Annotated in this window: 18 protein-coding genes, 1 tRNA gene and 2 pseudogenes; 6 read left to right on the top strand and 15 right to left on the bottom strand. The window is 73.9% G+C overall.

The features are described 5' to 3' along the window. Positions 1 to 18: 18 nt before the first annotated feature. From C0216_RS29890 to C0216_RS29865, 6 genes are all read right to left on the bottom strand, one after another. Positions 19 to 303 (bottom strand): hypothetical protein, encoded by a 285-nt coding sequence (locus C0216_RS29890; protein WP_114058234.1) that lies wholly within the window; start codon positions 301 to 303, stop codon positions 19 to 21. A 215-nt stretch (positions 304 to 518) separates the two neighbouring features. Continuing rightward, positions 519 to 603: transfer RNA gene (locus C0216_RS29885), tRNA-Ser, on the bottom strand. A 69-nt stretch (positions 604 to 672) separates the two neighbouring features. Continuing rightward, complete coding sequence (tadA, locus tag C0216_RS29880) at positions 673 to 1,101, bottom strand: tRNA adenosine(34) deaminase TadA (RefSeq protein WP_114059017.1); 429 nt, start codon at positions 1,099 to 1,101, stop codon at positions 673 to 675. 80 nt (positions 1,102 to 1,181) lie between these two features. Beyond that, positions 1,182 to 1,727, bottom strand: coding sequence for a hypothetical protein (locus C0216_RS29875; RefSeq protein WP_114058233.1), 546 nt, complete (start codon positions 1,725 to 1,727; stop codon positions 1,182 to 1,184). Positions 1,728 to 2,125: 398 nt separating this feature from the next. Next, positions 2,126 to 2,320: a hypothetical protein gene (locus C0216_RS29870; protein WP_114058232.1), complete on the bottom strand. Its 195-nt coding sequence runs from the start codon at positions 2,318 to 2,320 to the stop codon at positions 2,126 to 2,128. Between the two features lie 111 nt (positions 2,321 to 2,431). Next, positions 2,432 to 3,376 (bottom strand): universal stress protein, encoded by a 945-nt coding sequence (locus tag C0216_RS29865; protein WP_246042743.1) that lies wholly within the window; start codon positions 3,374 to 3,376, stop codon positions 2,432 to 2,434. Between the two features lie 183 nt (positions 3,377 to 3,559). Between C0216_RS29865 and upp the strand changes: the two genes are divergently transcribed. Then, positions 3,560 to 4,195: a uracil phosphoribosyltransferase gene (gene upp / locus C0216_RS29860; RefSeq protein ID WP_114058231.1), complete on the top strand. Its 636-nt coding sequence runs from the start codon at positions 3,560 to 3,562 to the stop codon at positions 4,193 to 4,195. A 99-nt stretch (positions 4,196 to 4,294) separates the two neighbouring features. Here the strand turns inward: upp and C0216_RS29855 are convergent, their stop codons facing one another. Then, positions 4,295 to 4,939 carry a LytR C-terminal domain-containing protein gene (locus C0216_RS29855; protein ID WP_114058230.1) on the bottom strand — a complete coding sequence of 215 codons (645 nt, stop codon included), beginning with the start codon at positions 4,937 to 4,939 and terminating at the stop codon, positions 4,295 to 4,297. A 166-nt stretch (positions 4,940 to 5,105) separates the two neighbouring features. Continuing rightward, positions 5,106 to 5,402 (bottom strand): type II toxin-antitoxin system VapB family antitoxin, encoded by a 297-nt coding sequence (locus C0216_RS29850; protein ID WP_114058229.1) that lies wholly within the window; start codon positions 5,400 to 5,402, stop codon positions 5,106 to 5,108. A gap of 88 nt (positions 5,403 to 5,490) precedes the next feature. Here C0216_RS29850 and C0216_RS29845 point away from each other — a divergent pair, with 88 nt between their 5' ends. Together C0216_RS29845 and opcA are read left to right on the top strand one after the other, a co-directional pair. Further along, entirely contained in the window at positions 5,491 to 7,092 is a 1,602-nt protein-coding gene (locus C0216_RS29845; protein ID WP_246042742.1) for a helicase HerA-like domain-containing protein, read from the top strand. 56 nt (positions 7,093 to 7,148) lie between these two features. Then, positions 7,149 to 8,099, top strand: a complete 951-nt coding sequence (opcA, locus tag C0216_RS29840) for a glucose-6-phosphate dehydrogenase assembly protein OpcA (protein WP_114058227.1) — start codon at positions 7,149 to 7,151, stop codon at positions 8,097 to 8,099. Between the two features lie 22 nt (positions 8,100 to 8,121). Here the strand turns inward: opcA and C0216_RS29835 are convergent, their stop codons facing one another. Continuing rightward, a complete protein-coding gene (locus C0216_RS29835; RefSeq protein WP_114058226.1) occupies positions 8,122 to 8,718 on the bottom strand; it encodes an HhH-GPD-type base excision DNA repair protein in 597 nt (198 codons plus the stop codon). A gap of 101 nt (positions 8,719 to 8,819) precedes the next feature. Between C0216_RS29835 and C0216_RS29830 the strand changes: the two genes are divergently transcribed. The 3 genes from C0216_RS29830 (at position 8,820) to C0216_RS29820 (ending at position 10,832) form a co-directional block, all read left to right on the top strand. Continuing rightward, a complete protein-coding gene (locus C0216_RS29830) occupies positions 8,820 to 9,638 on the top strand; it encodes a VOC family protein (RefSeq protein WP_114058225.1) in 819 nt (272 codons plus the stop codon). A 2-nt stretch (positions 9,639 to 9,640) separates the two neighbouring features. Beyond that, a complete protein-coding gene (locus C0216_RS29825) occupies positions 9,641 to 10,060 on the top strand; it encodes a TOBE domain-containing protein (protein ID WP_114058224.1) in 420 nt (139 codons plus the stop codon). Between the two features lie 106 nt (positions 10,061 to 10,166). Continuing rightward, positions 10,167 to 10,832: a PucR family transcriptional regulator gene (locus C0216_RS29820; protein ID WP_246042741.1), complete on the top strand. Its 666-nt coding sequence runs from the start codon at positions 10,167 to 10,169 to the stop codon at positions 10,830 to 10,832. An 81-nt stretch (positions 10,833 to 10,913) separates the two neighbouring features. Here C0216_RS29820 and C0216_RS34805 read toward each other — a convergent pair. From C0216_RS34805 to C0216_RS29795, 6 genes and pseudogenes are all read right to left on the bottom strand, one after another. After that, a pseudogene (locus C0216_RS34805) lies at positions 10,914 to 11,021 on the bottom strand (phosphorothioated DNA-binding restriction endonuclease); the annotation flags it as partial. Between the two features lie 62 nt (positions 11,022 to 11,083). Further along, positions 11,084 to 11,308: a hypothetical protein gene (locus C0216_RS33650; RefSeq protein ID WP_162793317.1), complete on the bottom strand. Its 225-nt coding sequence runs from the start codon at positions 11,306 to 11,308 to the stop codon at positions 11,084 to 11,086. Positions 11,309 to 11,398: 90 nt separating this feature from the next. Continuing rightward, positions 11,399 to 11,580 (bottom strand): annotated as a pseudogene (locus tag C0216_RS35410) (ATP-binding protein); the annotation flags it as partial. Next, positions 11,581 to 14,034: a helicase-associated domain-containing protein gene (locus C0216_RS29805; RefSeq protein WP_114058222.1), complete on the bottom strand. Its 2,454-nt coding sequence runs from the start codon at positions 14,032 to 14,034 to the stop codon at positions 11,581 to 11,583. It lies immediately after the preceding pseudogene. A 452-nt stretch (positions 14,035 to 14,486) separates the two neighbouring features. Continuing rightward, complete coding sequence (locus C0216_RS29800; protein WP_114058221.1) at positions 14,487 to 14,909, bottom strand: PIN domain nuclease; 423 nt, start codon at positions 14,907 to 14,909, stop codon at positions 14,487 to 14,489. After that, the gene (locus C0216_RS29795; RefSeq protein WP_114058220.1) at positions 14,906 to 15,121 is read right to left on the bottom strand and encodes a type II toxin-antitoxin system VapB family antitoxin; all 216 of its coding nucleotides are present in this window, start codon (positions 15,119 to 15,121) and stop codon (positions 14,906 to 14,908) included. Before C0216_RS29795 ends, C0216_RS29800 begins: the two co-directional genes overlap by 4 nt. Positions 15,122 to 15,214 lie beyond the last annotated feature (93 nt).

Genomic DNA, 15,214 nt, shown 5'->3' with positions numbered 1-15,214 from the left:
CCGCGGCCCCGCCGCGCGCTACTGGATGGCGCCGAGCAGCCCGAGTACCGGCGCGACGGGCGCGACGACGGGCTCCAGGTGGTTCGGGAGCTCCGCCAGCTGGTTCAGCTGGTTCAGCTCGTTGAGCTGCCCGCCGATCTCCTGGACGGAGCCCGGCACGGCCCCCTCCGGCATCCCCGCGGGACGCGGCAGGTCCGGAAGGGTGAGAGGCGCCACGGGCGCGGCGGAGGCGGCGGGTGCGGCGAGTCCCGCGGCGGCCCCCGCGAGGGCGATGGCGGCGAGCATGCGCTGGGTCTTGGTCATGCCGTGACAACGCCCGGCGGGCGGTGCGGTCACGCGGGGGGCGCCGGGGGCGTCCCGCGCTCACCGGTGCGGAGTACGGGGGTCCGCGGCCGCGGACCCGCTGAGAGGCGCTCCCGTACGAGGTCCTCCCGTACGAATCCCCCGGCACCAGGCGCTCCGCACCCCGGAAACCGCCGAGAGCCCCGACCCTTGCGGGACGAGGCTCTCGATCGGAGCGGTAGCGGAGGGATTTGAACCCCCGATGGGTTGCCCCATACTCGCTTTCGAGGCGAGCTCCTTCGGCCACTCGGACACGCTACCGAGAGAGATCCTAGCCCAAGGTCGGCCCAGTTCCGAAATCCGCTCCGGGGACGGCCCCGCCGGGGGGCCTCACAGCTGCCGGAAGAAGTCCGTCAGCTGCCGCGCGCACTCCTCCGCCAGGACCCCGCGGACCACTTCCGGTCGGTGGTTGAGCCGGCGGTCCCGTACGAGGTCCCACAGGGAGCCGGCGGCGCCCGCCTTCTCGTCCGCCGCGCCGTACACGACCCGCGCCACCCGCGCCTGGACGAGCGCGCCCGCGCACATCACGCACGGCTCCAGGGTCACCACCAGGGTGCACCCCGGAAGCCGCCATTCCCCCAGCCGGGCGGCCGCCCGGCGCAGCGCCAGCACCTCGGCGTGCGCTGTCGGGTCGCCGGCGGCCTCCCGTTCGTTGTGCCCGGCGGCGAGCAGCTCCCCGTCCGGGCCGAGCACGACGGCGCCGACCGGCACGTCGCCGGCCGGCACCGCCCGTGCGGCTTCCCGCAGCGCCAGGCGCATGGGGTCCCGCCACGGGTCCCGTACGGGATCGGGGGCGGGGCCTGGCGCGGAGGGGTGCGGGGGGTGGTGCTCGGTGGTCACTAGCGCACTGCCTCCAGCACCTCGGTCGCGCCGAGGGACTCGGCGATCTCCGAGAGCGCGTCCCCGTCGAGGGTCATCAGCTGCTTGTGGGTCACCCCGAGGTCGTCCAGCAGGCGGGGGTCGCCGAGCGGCCCGGCCGGAACCGGCTCCGCACCGGAGCCGGGCCCGTCGTCCCCGTCGTCCGACCCGCCGTACGCGGTGATCGCCTCCTCCTCGCCGTCCTCGGTGCCGTCAAGGTCCAGTTCGTCGAGTTCGTCGTCCTCCTCGTCGCTGCCCAGCAGCTCGTCGGTCAGCATCGAGCCGTAGGAGCTGCGGGAGGCGGCGGCGGCGTTCGAGACGAAGTACCGCGGGTCCTCCTCGCCGTCCACGCGGACGACGCCGAACCAGGCGTCCTCCTGCTCGATGAGGGCGACCACCGTGTCGTCGTCGACAGCGGCGGCACGGGCGAGATCGATCAGATCGCTGAGGGACTCGACGTCGTCGAGTTCCATGTCGCTCGCTTCCCACCCGTCTTCGGTGCGCGCGAGCAGTGCGGCGAAGTACACCGTGACTCTCCCACTGGTCATAGGCGTGCCGGTTGGAGGTCCCCCCGGCCGGAGGTGGGGAGGGTTGGAACGGCCGTGCTGCTCGCCGTTTCGTGCCCCGCCCAATCGGCATCGTGGCAGAAACAGCGGCTTTGCGAGAGGTCTTCCGCGCTTGCGTCGTGCCGTGCCGCCCGCGGCGGCGGGCGCGGGGCGGCCCGTCGGCCACGGCGGCGCGGGGCGGCCGGCGCCCGGCGGGGGCGTCCCGGGGGCGTTCCGGGGGTGCGCGGCGTACGGCCGACCGGCGGTCGCCCGCGCGCGTGGCCGTGCCGCGGGCCTGCGGGCGCGCCGAAATCCGCCCGGTGGTCACGGGCGTCACACGGGCCCCTCAGGCCGCAGGCGTCACCGCCAGGGCACGCGCGTCACCAGCGGAATGTGCGCATCCGCATCTGCTGGCGCATGCGCGCGGCGCGGGCCCGGCGGGGCTGGACCCGGTCGCGCAGGGCGCGCGCTTCCATCAGGTCGCGCAGGAACTGCGCGCGGCGCGCCCGGCGCTGCGCCGCGGTTTCCGGCGCGTCGTCCTCGCCGCTGTCTCGGCTCGGCTGCGTGTCGGGCATCGGCCACCACCCACCCCGGCTGGTCAGGTCTTCCTCCTCCGCCCGTGCGGAGGAAACCCCTCCGCACCCACCTTCCCCCCGCAGGCCCCCTTGACGCCACCCCCGTGCAGGTCAGACGTCGTCCGAGAGAGCCGGGACGACGGCCACGGGGCCGTGCGCGTGGTGCAGTACGGCGTGCGCGACGGAGCCGATCGCGAGGCCGCGGACGCTGCGCCTCGGGTGGTGGCGGCCCACCACGACGAGGGCCGCGGACCGGGAGGCCTCGACCAGTCCGCCCGCCGCGTCGCCGGGTACGGCGGCCTGGGCGACGGCGGTGTCCGGCGCGCGCTCCCGGTGCGGGGCCAGGCGCCGGCTCTGGGCGCGCAGCATCTCGCGTTCGGCGGGCGCGGTGTCGGCGCCGTCCGCGAGCCCCTCCGGGGTGAGCACCGTGAAGGGGGTGTCGGCCACCACCACGGGTGACGGCGGGACGGCGTATGCGGAGAGGACCTGGAGGTCCGTGCCGCGCGAGGCCGCCTCGCCGAGGGCGAAGGCGATGACGTCGTCCGGGGTCTCTTCGACGTGCAACCCGAGGACCACCCGGCCGGCGGAGGGGCCCGCCGTGCCCCCGGCGGCGGCGTCGCGCGCCTCGTGCGGGACGACGACGACCGGGCAGGGGGCCGTCCCGGAGACGGCCCTGCTGTTCGATCCGAGCAGCAGGGCGGCGAAGCCGCCTCGCCCGCGCGAGCCCATCACCAGCATCCGCGCGCCCGAGCCGATCACGCGCAGCGCCTCGGGGACGGAGCCGGTCAGGGACTCGTAGCGGACGTCCTCCGGGGTTCCGGAGGCCTCCGCGAGCAGGGTGCGGATCCGCTCCGCGACCGGGTCCTCCCATTCCGCGGGTGCGCCCGGATCGGCGAGGGAGGAGCGGCGGGCGACGTACAGCTGGGCGCTGTCGGGCAGGACGTGGGCGACGACGAGTCCGGTGCCGTGCCGCACGGCCGCTGCGCAGGCCCAGTCGAGGGCGCGCAGGCTGTGCTCGGATCCGTCGACGGCCGCGATCACCGGTGCATTGGTCACGTGACCAGCGTGCTGGGCACACGGCCGGGCCGCATCCTCAGGGGCCGGGCGGGGCCCGGGCGGGCGCCGGGGGCGCACGGCGGCGCGCACACCGCGTAGCCTCTTGGGTGTGGGTCGCGAAAACGTGCGGCCGTTTTTGCTGGTCGCAGGTCGAAACCCGACTCTTGAGCTTTGGAGGATGCTGTGCGTTTGCAGGTCGTCGATCACCCCCTGGTGGCGCACAAACTGACCACCCTGCGCGACAAGCGCACCGACTCCCCCACCTTCCGCCGACTCGCCGACGAGCTGGTGACGCTCCTCGCCTACGAGGCCACCCGGGACGTCCGCACCGAGCAGTCCGACATCGAGACCCCGGTCGCGCCGACCACCGGCGTGAAGCTGTCGCACCCGCGCCCGCTGGTCGTGCCGATCCTGCGCGCCGGCCTCGGCATGCTCGACGGAATGGTGCGGCTGCTGCCGACGGCCGAGGTGGGCTTCCTGGGCATGGTCCGCAACGAGGAGACCCTGGAGGCCTCCACGTACGCGACGCGCATGCCGGAGGACCTCTCCGGGCGCCAGGTGTACGTCGTCGACCCGATGCTGGCGACGGGCGGCACGCTGGTCGCGGCCATCCAGGAGCTGATCAAGCGCGGCGCGGACGACGTGACGGCCGTGGTGCTGCTGGCGGCCCCGGAGGGCGTCGAGGTCATGGAGCGCGAGCTCGCGGGCACGCCGGTGACGGTCGTGACGGCCGCGGTGGACGAGCGGCTCAACGAGCACGGCTACATCGTGCCGGGGCTGGGCGACGCGGGCGACCGCATGTACGGCTCGGCCGAGTAGGGGATTCCCGGCCCCGGTGCCGTGCGGCGCCGGGGCCTTCTCCGGCTTCCGGCCCTGTCGCCGACGCATGCCGCATGCCGCAGGCCGGCCGCCGCCGGGTCAGCAGGCCGGTGCGGCCGCCGGCTTGGGGTTGGCCAGCAGCGCCAGCTCCTGGTCCGCGGTCGCCTTCGGACTCAGCTCCGTGAACGCGTCGCCGAGGATCAGGTCGATGTCGGCGCCCTCGCGGGCGTCGCTCTGCAGGGTGTCGCCCGCGAGCTGCGTACCGAGGACGGAGTAGGCCGCCTTGTCGGTCTTCGGCGAGCCGAGCAGTATCCCCGTCCCGGGGACCTTCTTGTCGAAGTCGGCGGGGGCGTTGCCGACCTGGCCGACCGTGAACCCGCGCGCCTTCAGCTCGTCCCCGACGGCCTTGGCCAGGCCCGCGCGCTGGGTGGCGTTGTAGACGTTGACGGTGATGTCGGCGGGCTGCGGCAGGACGACCGCGGGGGCGGCGGCCGGCGCGGCCGAGGCCGCCCCGCTGCCCTTGTCGGGGCACTTCCCGCCGGCGGTGGCGCGCGGTTCGTCGCCGTCGCCGCGGAACACCTGGATGAGCTGCAGGGATCCGTAACCGAGCAGGGCGATCCCGAGGACCGCGCCGAGTACGGCGAACACGATCCTGCGGCGGCGCGGGCGCCGGCTCAGGCGGGGATAGGCCGCTCCCGTGACGCGGTACTTTCCGCCCATGCCGGGGGGAGTGAGCATGCTCATGGGCGCAGCGTAATACCGGGCGGAGAGGTTGCCCACCAAATGATCTGTTGATAGGGCAAGACCGACCCGAAAGGCGCAATTCGCGCCAAGCGGGAGGCGGGCGGGGGCGCGACGGGTCGCCGCGGCTGTCGCGGAGTCCCGCCCGGTGCGGTGGCCGGGTCCGCCGTCAGTCCATTTCGAGGACGCGCGCGTGCAGGACCTGGCGCTGCTGGAGGGCCGCGCGGACCGCGCGGTGCAGGCCGTCCTCCAGGTACAGGTCGCCCTGCCACTTCACGACGTGGGCGAAGAGGTCCCCGTAGAAGGTCGAGTCCTCGGCGAGCAGCGTCTCGAGGTCCAGCTGCCCCTTGGTCGTCACCAACTGGTCGAGCCGGACCGGGCGCGGGGCGACATCCGCCCACTGCCGGGTGGTTTCCCTGCCGTGGTCGGGGTACGGCCGCCCGTTTCCGATGCGCTTGAAGATCACACGGAAAGCCTACCGGGCCCGCGCCTGCGGGCGCAGCCTCCCACCGGCGGTGCAAAAGTGGCGTACAGGGTCAATGCGGGAGGGTCGTATGAGCGAGAGCACCGCCCCGGAAGCGCCGGCCGACCGGATCGCCGCCGGGTACGCCTTCACCGGTCCGGCGCTGGAACTGGGCGCGCTCCTGTGGGACGGCGCATGCCTTCCGGACCGGCGCGTCCGCGTCCCGCTCGCGGTCCTCAACCGCCACGGCCTGATCGCCGGCGCGACCGGGACCGGCAAGACGAAGACCCTCCAGCTCATCGCCGAGCAGCTGTCCGCGAGCGGCGTCCCCGTGTTCCTCGCCGACGTCAAGGGGGACGTCTCCGGCATCGCGGCCCCGGGCGAGCCGCACCCGAAGACGGCCGGGCGCGCCCGCGAGGTCGGCCAGGACTGGCAGCCGGGCGGCTGCCCCGCCGAGTTCCTCTCGCTCGGCGGCATCGGGCCGGGCGTCCCGGTGCGCGCCACGGTGACGGACTTCGGGCCGGTGCTGCTGTCGAAGGTGCTCGGGCTCAACCGCACCCAGGAGCAGTCGCTCGGCCTGGTCTTCCACTACGCCGACGCCAAGGGCCTGGAGCTGTACGACCTGAAGGACCTGCGGGCCGTCGTCGCGTTCCTCGTGTCGGACCGCGGCAAGGCCGAGCTGAAGGACATCGGCGGCATCTCCGCGGCGACGGCCGGGGTGATCCTGCGCGCCCTGACCGCGTTCGAGCAGCAGGGCGCCGGCGTGTTCTTCGGCGAGCCCGAGTTCGACACCGCCGATCTGCTGCGGACGGCGCCCGACGGGCGCGGCGTCGTCTCCCTGCTGGAGCTCCCGGCCGTGCAGGACCGGCCGCAGCTGTTCTCCACCTTCCTGATGTGGCTGCTCGCCGACCTGTTCGCGGCCCTGCCCGAGGCGGGCGACCTCGACAAGCCGAAGCTCGTCTTCTTCTTCGACGAGGCGCACCTGCTCTTCGACGGCGCCTCGAAGGCCTTCCTGGAGGCCGTCACCCGGACGGTCCGGCTCATCCGCTCGAAGGGCGTCGGCGTCTTCTTCGTGACGCAGAGCCCCCAGGACGTGCCGGCGGACGTGCTGGCCCAGCTCGGCAGCCGGGTACAGCACGCGCTGCGCGCGTTCACCCCGGACGACGCCAAGGCGCTCAGGGCCGCGGTGCGGACCTACCCCCGTTCGGAGTACGACCTGGAGGAGCTCCTGACGGTGCTCGGGACCGGAGAGGCCGTCGTCACCGTGCTCGACGAGAGGGGCGCCCCGACGCCGGTCGCGGCGACCCGGCTGCGGGCCCCGCAGTCGCTGATGGCTCCGGTCGGGGCCGCGGAGCTGGACCGGGCGGTGCAGGCTTCGCCGCTGTACGCGCGCTACGCGCAGCCCGTCGACCGCGAGTCGGCGTACGAGAAGATCAGCGCGGAGCAGGCGGCCGCGGAGGCGGCGGCAGAGGCCGAGGCGGAGGCCGAGGCGGCGCGGGCGGAGGCCTCGCGGACGGAAGCGGAGACGGAGGCCTCCCGTCCGCAGCAGCCCCGCCGGCCCGCGGAGAAGCCGTCGCCGGTGCAGCAGGTGATGGGGAGCGGAATCTTCCGCTCGCTGGCCCGGTCGGTCGGCACCCAGCTGGGCCGGGAGATCTCCCGCTCCCTCTTCGGGACCGCCCGGCGCCGCAGGTGACGGATGGGCGCCCCGCCGGGTGACGCACCGGCCGCCCCCGCTGCCACACTCGACCCATGCGGACCGAACTCACCGACACCACGTCCAGCAAGGTCGACCGGGCCCTGCTCGAAGCCCGGCGGGCCATCGGAAGCCCCGCCATGGGCCTGGTCCTGACCCTCGTCATCGCCACCGACGAGGAGAACGCCTACGACGCGATCCGCGCGGCCACGGAGGCCTCCCGGGAGCACCCCTGCCGCATCCTCGCGGTGGTCAAGCGCTCCTCGCGCGGCCCGCACCGGCTCCGCCAGACCCGGCTCGACGCCGAGCTGCGGGTCGGCTCGGACGCCGGGACCGGCGAGGTCGTCGTGCTGCGGCTGCACGGGGCGCTCACCGAGCAGGCCGGCTCCGTGGTCCTGCCGCTCCTCGTCCCCGACGCCCCCGTCGTGGCCTGGTGGCCCGCCGACGCCCCGGCCGACCCGGCCCGGGACCCGCTGGGCGCGCTGGCGCAGCGCCGGATCACGGACTCCGAGGCGGCCGCCGACCCGCTGGCCGCGCTGGCCGCGCAGGGGGCCGCGTACGCCTCCGGGGACACCGACCTGGCCTGGACCCGGCTCACCCCCTGGCGGGCGCTGCTCGCCGCCGCGCTGGACCAGAAGCCGCTGCCGGTGACCGGCGCGGCCGTGGAGAGCGAGGCCGGGAACCCGAGCGCGGAACTCCTCGCGCGGTGGCTGGAGGACCGGCTGGGCGTGCCGGTGGAGCGGGTCGCCACCGGCGGGCCCGTCATCACCGGGGTGCGGCTGGGGACCCCCGAGGGCGACATCCGCGTGGACCGGCCCGACGGGGTGCTGGCCACGCTGAGCCTGCCGGACAGCCCGGACCGCACCGCCGCCCTGAAGATCCGCAGCACGGCCGAGCTGCTGTCGGAGGAGCTGCGGCGGCTGCACGCGGACGAGGTGTACGCAGCCGCCCTGCGCCGCCGCCCGGCTCCGTCCGCCGCCGGGGCTCCTGTCCCGGCACCGGCGTAGCGCAGGGGCCGCCGGGCCGCGCTCAGCTCCCGCCGCGCGCCTTGGCGGCCTTGGCCGCCGCCTTCAGCTCCTGCTTGTGCGCCCGCACCCGGGCCAGCGACTCCGGCCCGGTGATGTCCGCCGCCGAGCGGTACACGTCCGCCTCCCCGTAGCCGCCGGCGGCCTCCCGCCAGCCCTGCGGCCGTACGCCGAGCTGCTTGCCCAGCAGCGCCAGGAAGATCTGCGCCTTCTGCTCGCCGAAGCCGGGCAGCGCCTTCAGCCGGTCCAGCAGCTCCGCCCCCGTCCCGACCCCGTCCCACAGCGCCGCCGCGTCCCCGTCGTAGTGCTCGACCAGGTACGCGCACAGCTGCTGCACCCGCTTCGCCATCGACCCCGGATAGCGGTGGACGGCCGGCTTCCGCGACAGCAGTGCGGCGAACTCCTCCGGGTCGAACGCGGCGATGGCATGGGCGTCGAGGTCGTCCGCGCCGAGCCGCTGCGCGATCGTGTACGGCCCGGCGAACGCCCACTCCATCGGCACCTGCTGGTCCAGCAGCATCCCGACGAGCGCGGCGAGCGGGCTGCGCCCGAGCAGCTCGTCCGCCTCCGGGTGCTGGGCCAGCCGCATGGTGATGTCCATGGCTCCAGCCTCTCGCGCGGCCGCGCTCCGCGCGCGGGCGGCGCACCGCGCGCCTAGCGTGGAACACCGGACGGAGCCCACGACACAGGAGTCGATCGACCATGGCGGAGTTCTCGGAGGGCGCGCCCTGCTGGGCGGACGCGATGTTCAGGGACGTCGAGGCGGCGAAGGCCTTCTACGGGGAGGTGCTGGGCTGGACCTTCGGCGAGGCGGCGAGCGAGTACGGCAACTACACGCAGGCGTACTCGGACGGCAAGGCGGTCGCCGCCGTCGTCCCCCCGATGCCGGGCACCGAGGCCCCGTCCCAGTGGTGCCTCTACTTCGCCTCGCCCGACGCGGCGGCCACCGCCGAGAAGATCAGGTCCGCGGGCGGCGAGGTCATGATGGGCCCGATGCAGATCGGCACGTACGGCACGATGCTCATCGCGAAGGAGCCGAGCGGCGCGGTCTTCGGCGTCTGGCAGCCGGACGAGCACCGGGGCTTCGAGAAGATGGGCGAGCCGGGCTCCTACACGTGGGCCGAGGTCTTCACCCGCGACCCGGAGCGGGCCGACGCCTTCTTCCCGCAGGTCTTCCCGTACGGCGCCCAGCAGATGCACCCCGACGGCAGCCCCGAGGAGGAGGGGATGGACTTCCGGGTCTTCAGCGCGGGCGGGCCCGAGCACCCGGTGCTCGGCCGGATGGCGATGGGCGGGGACTTCCCGCCGGAGGTCCCGCCGTGGGTGCAGGTCTACTTCGCCGTCCCGGACTGCGACGAGGCCGTGGCCAAGGCCAGGAAGCTGGGCGGCGCCCTGCACTTCGGCCCCATGGACAGCCCCTACGGCCGGTTCGCGGCCCTGGCGGACCAGCAGGGCGCGGCGTTCGCGGTCATCGACACCTCGACCACCCAGGGCGACATGCCCGCCATGACGGACGTGTAGCAGTGCACCTGAGCATTCGGAACCGGCTGGTCGGCCGGGTGACGGCCGTGGTCGGCGGCGAGGCCATGACGACCGTGGGGGTCAGGCTGGAAGGCGGCGCGGACATCGTCGCGGCCATCACGAGCGACGCCGCCCGGGAGCTCGACCTGAGCCCCGGCGCGGCGGTGACCGCCCTGGTCAAGGCCACCGACGTGGCGCTGGCGGCGGGCGCCGTCGAGGGCATCAGCATCCGGAACCAGATCTCCGGTACGGTCGCCGGCATCACCGGGGGCGGGGCCATGGCATCGGTGCGCGTCGTCGTCAACGACGGCGAGCTGACCGCGGCCGTCACCCGCGATGCCGTCGAGGCGCTCGGCCTCGCGCCGGGCTCGCACGTGGTGGCCCTGATCCAGGCCACCGAGGTGGCCCTGGCCACGGCCTGACCGGCAGACGCCGCGAACTCCGGCTGTTCTTCCTTGCATTTACGATGTTGAACCCCGCCTCCTCCTGGTGAGGGCGGGGGTCCGTCCGCCGCAAGGAGTACCAGCAGTGCCCGTACGCACCCCGCCTCTGCCCGAAGACCCGGCGGCGCCGGCGGCGCCGGCGGCGCCAGGGGCGCCAGGGGGCGTGTACCGGGCCATCGCCGCGGCGGACGCGGCATCCCTCGCCGCCGCCCTGCACGCCCTGCCCGACTTCCCGCACACGGCGGCCGGCACGACGGCGGTCGTCTGCGAGCCCCCGGACACGGACCCGGCGACCCTCGCGGCCCGCCTGCGGGCGGCGGGGCAGGCAGCGGAGGCAGCCGGCCTGGTGGGCATCGGAGCGGCGGTCCCCGCCCCGGAGGACCTGCCGGCATCGCTGGCCCAGGCCCGCTTCGCCCTGGCATGCGCCGCCGGGGCACCCGGAGGCGTGGCCGCGGCCGACGAACTCGACACCCTGTCCCGCCTCCTGCCCGGCATCCCCGCGGAGGTCCGCGACATCTACGCGACCCGCCTGCTGCGCCCCCTCGGCGAGGGCCCGCTGCGTGCCACGCTGGAGGCGTTCCTCGCCCACGACTGCTCCTGGTCCCGCACGGCGGAGGCCCTGGGTGTCCACGTGAACACGGTGCACTACCGCATCGAACGCATAGAAGCCCTGACGGACCGCGACCTCACCCGCCTCCCGGACCGCCTGGACCTCTACACGGCCCTCTGCTGCGCCGGCGGGCGGGCATGACCGGGGCGGATCCGGCCCTCGCCGAGGCGCCCTATCCGATCTTCTGCCATGGTTTGCAGCCGGAGGCCTGGAACGCCTTGCCCGCTGGAACCGGCTGAGGGCGTAGAGCAGAGGCAGCGGCTTGTGGGGAGCACGCGCCCCGCCCTTGGTCCACTGCCTCAAGGTCGCGGTCCGCTCCAGCCGGTCCATGACGGGCGATCGCAGTGGTGGCGCCGCCGCCAGCGCCGTGGCCCGGCAGCTTGGTCGCCACTTCACCAGTAGATCAAGCACACGAGAACCGTGGCTCCCACCGCGAAGACGGCTCCCGTCCACGCCACCGCCAGCCCCACGGACCGAAAGGTCGCGTAGGACGTGAAGTAGTCGGCCCTCCCGGTTCCCGCGTGCGCCTTGGCCGCTGCATCCCGCCAGCCCCGGTAGTCGGCAGCGAGGACGGTGCCCATGAGCGACGCCGACAGAGGGCCCAGAATGATCAACACGGCTGCTGTCACCCGCTCATTCTGCGGAGTGCGGCCATCACGGGGAAGATCAGATGTCGGCCCAGTGGTCCGAGCCGAGCAGCGCGGAGATGGGTTGTCCAGTGAGTCGCGGAGGAACTCCCATACGTCGGCTCCGGGCGCCACTCCGCGCAGATCAGCGGAAGTCCGCCCGTGATCAGGGCGGCGTCGAAGGCCGCGGCCGGGTCAAGGCCGAGCATCTCGCCGATGTCGGCCGGGTTCAGCGGCCCCACGACCATTTCCCGGCCCCGCCGCTACCACTCCTGTTCGAGTGCGGCGCTCATGACGCTGTGGATGCGGGAGAGGGTGAAGACGCGTTCGTCTTCTCGCAGATGGCACCAGGCCTCGAGGAAGGGCGGGTCGAGTTCGAGGTGGCTGAGGGTGCGTACTGTGCGGTTGCCGGAGTTGGCGACGTATTCGACGGTGACGGCCTGACCTGCGTCGATGGCGTGGGCGAGCTGGCGGATGTCGGCGTACGGCAGGCGCTTCGCCCACCCTGCGACGATCTCCTCGGTGTCCGTGGCGAAGGGCACTCCGCCCTCGAACGGTGCTGGTTCGGGAGCCGTGGCCGGGGCGGCCAGCAGCCGGGTCGCCAACGCACTCGGGTCGAGGGCAGCGGGTTCCTTCGCCGTCCTCGGGGCAGCGGCCCGGCCGCCGCCGCTCGCCCTGGAGCCGCGTGGAGGCGGAACGGGTGCGGCGGCCCGCCGAGGCCGGGTCTTCTCGATGCGTACCGTTCCCTCGTCGGTCTCGGCGACGGGGGCGTACCCCTCGGCCCGGAGCGCTGCGAGGGTCGTCCCGAGCGGGCTGCGGCTGATCAGCACCGTCGGTGCCAGCTGCCGGAGTCCGAGCTTGGCCAGCCTGCGGTGGGCGGCGAGTTCGGCCAGGAGGGCGGGCTCGTCGCCGTGGAGGACGCAGGCGGCAGGGGAGATGCGCACGCGCCCGTGGCCGCGTGCGGTGTCGGTGATCAGGTATGTCAGGGGCTGTGGCAGCGGTCCGGCAGCGACGGCGGCCAGGTCGGCCGTGATGTCCTCGGGGGTGCGGCCGGCGTCCAGAGCCCGGCGGACGCTGCCGGCACTGAACCGCCACACCGATGCGGTGCCACTGGTTTCCCGGTCGGCGACGGAGTCCAGGAGTGCGGCCAGCCGCGTGGACGGGGTGCCGGTGACGACGGCGGTGAGGTCGGCGCCGATCCGGGCCGTCGCGGTGGCCGAGGGCAGCAGCCGTCGGCACTCGGCGCCCAGGAGCTCCGCATCGCCGGCTCGCAGGTGGATGCCGATGGCGGACAGAGCACCGCGTGCGAGCACGCCGAGGAGTTCGGCCTCCCGGATCACGGTGGCGAACGGCGGTCCGTCCGGCGACGAGTCGGCGAGCGGGCGGTACCAGGCGATCAGCGGCCCCAGATCCGACGCGACCCGCACGCCGTGCCCTGCCGGGAGCTGCGCGGCTGCGGCCAACAGCCCGTGGCGGGCCTGCACACAGCCGTTGCAGGGCGGTGCGCCGACGAGTGCTGGGAGTGCCTTGTTGTCCTCGTCGCGCGCCTGGGCCGGGGTGAGCGGCAGGTTGCGCCATGCCTGGAGCAGTACGGCGAACTGCTCCGGGGGCTCCTGCTCCGCCCAGACGTCGTAGGCCTCGGTGGGGGCCACCCGATCGCCGTCCCGGGCCAGCAGCCCGGCGGCATGCGCGGTCTCCAGGGTGAGGCGTACGACGGCGTCGTCGGCCTGGGCCGCCTTGCCGATCCGGGCCAGTTCACGCGCACCGATGCCGCCGGACTTCAGCCGGGCCGGCGCGGCCGTCGAGCAGGCCGACAGGACCGAGGCCGCGCCGGCGGCGAATGCCGAGGCCGCGGCCGACGCCTCGTGGTCGACCTCCCTCGGGGTGACCGGCGCCAAGCCCGCGGAGGGCGGAACGGGCCGGAACGGGGCGTGCCAGTCGGGCCCGCGCAGCGCGAGCGCCACCTCGGCGGGCAAACGGGCCGGGCCGTAGCGGTGACGTTCCTGGATCAGGAGTCCCCGATCCAGAGCCCATCGAGCACCCGGTTCGGGATCGGGGCCCGGACTCCCGAACATGACGAACCGCGCGTGCTCCGCTAGCCCCGCCGGCCCCGCCCCCGCCTTGCCTTCGAGCAGCTTCCGAGTCGCCGCAGGGGCCTTGGCGATCACGGAGAGGATCCGCTCCGGGTTGCTGTGGTGTTCCACCAGCGCGGACAGCCGCTGCGCCTTGCTGCCCGGCGGTTTGATGCCCAGTACCGCCAGCATTCCGCGCAGCTCGTCGGAGGTCGTGCCGGCGAGCAGTTCCTCCAGCCGGGCATCCAGACCCAGCGGCGCGTCCCATGCTTGCCGCAGCGGTCCGGCCATGCGGAGCTTCCCCGCGGCGTCCGGCCAGACCAGAGCATGATCGGCCAGAGCCTCCAGTACGGCCTCCAGATCGCCGGTGGTGCCGTCGCCGGCCGCTCCCAGCAGTTCGGCCAGTGCATCGCGCGACGCGGGTGCACGCAGCGCTGCCAGCGCTTCGGCGACCTGGAGATGCGGCAGGGCGAGCTGCGGTAGGGCAAGTGCCACCGATCCCGGGCGCTGAAGACGGTCGGCCAGCTCCCCCAGCGAGCGCGGCTCCGGAGGGGACGCGGCGTCCCTCCGCGTCTCCAGCACGCGCGCCAGACGACGGCCGTCGAGGCTGCCCAGCCAAGTCGTCAGCGTCGATGGGGACTTCATGCCGGGCACCTCGCGAGATCAGGATCATGGCAGCGGGGACTCGCCGCGGGGTTTCCAGGGTGCCGTACCCCTGTGATCCGAGGATGCCGTACGGGACAGGACTCCCCCGTGGGCGGGCGCCGGCATCCGCGGGCGGGCGGGAGCCGGGCAGCCCGGATCCGCTGAATGTTCGAAACGGGCGCTTGTAAACGCAACCAGAAACGCGGCCAGAGCACGGCGAGAATCCGAGCCGCGTATCGCGGCCGGGCCTCGCGTTGTGCCTGTTCAGGCGGCTGCGGAGGATAGGGGATTCGAACGAGTGAGGGGTTGCCCCCGGCACGCTCTCCACATGTTCGTACGGCTGTCCGGCTGGGGCTGTACCCGTCCTGGCCTGCGACGGAGCGTTCTCGTGGCCTTCGTTCGGACGGCCCCGGACGGAGGTGAATGCAGCCAGAACGGCAACTTCTGCCCGGCTACTTACGGCCCTCAGGGCCGTACCACTGAACGGGCTGGCCGGTTACTGCGGCGATGCAGTCGAAGTCGTGGTCACAGTGCAGGAGGGTGAGCCCCTGCAGCTCGGCAGTCGCTGCGACGACGAGGTCGACCGCACCTGCGCTGCGGTGCTTGCCTTGCTTGGTGAGGGCCTCCTGGACCTGCCAGGCGCGGTCGTAGGCGCGGTCGTCGACGGGAACCCAGCCGAAGAGCAACCGCATGTCCTCAATGCCGCGTGCCCGGTCGGCTGCCGACCGGGCGCTGTAGAAGAACTCCAGCTCCGTGACGGGGCACGTGGCGATCAGGCCGGCGGCTGCCGCCTGGTCCCAGCCGTACTGCTCCGCGTCGTTCCGCATGAAGCGGGCGAGCGCGCTGGTGTCGATCAGGTAGAGCGCCGCGTTCACCGCCGGTAGTTCCGCTTGTCCTCGAAGAGCGTCAGATCGAATGAGCCCTCGTCGGCCGCGGCGCGCAGGCGGGTCAGGGCCAGCGCGCGCCGCCTGTTCTCCAGCACCTCGCGCAAGGCGGTGTTGACCGTCTCCTTCTTGGTGCTGGTCCCCAGAGCCTTGGCCACGTCCGCGACCAGTTCGTCATCGAGGTCGATCACCGTACGACTCATGGTACACCTCCTTGATATCAAGTATGGAAAAGATTATACCTCCACTGGTTCATCGCTGTGCTGCGTTCTCTTCCTCGCGGCTGTCGGGTGTCC

Origin of the sequence: Streptomyces globosus (genome assembly GCF_003325375.1) — a bacterium.
Lineage (GTDB): Bacteria > Actinomycetota > Actinomycetes > Streptomycetales > Streptomycetaceae > Streptomyces > Streptomyces globosus_A.
This window is presented reverse-complemented; position numbering and strand designations above follow the sequence as displayed.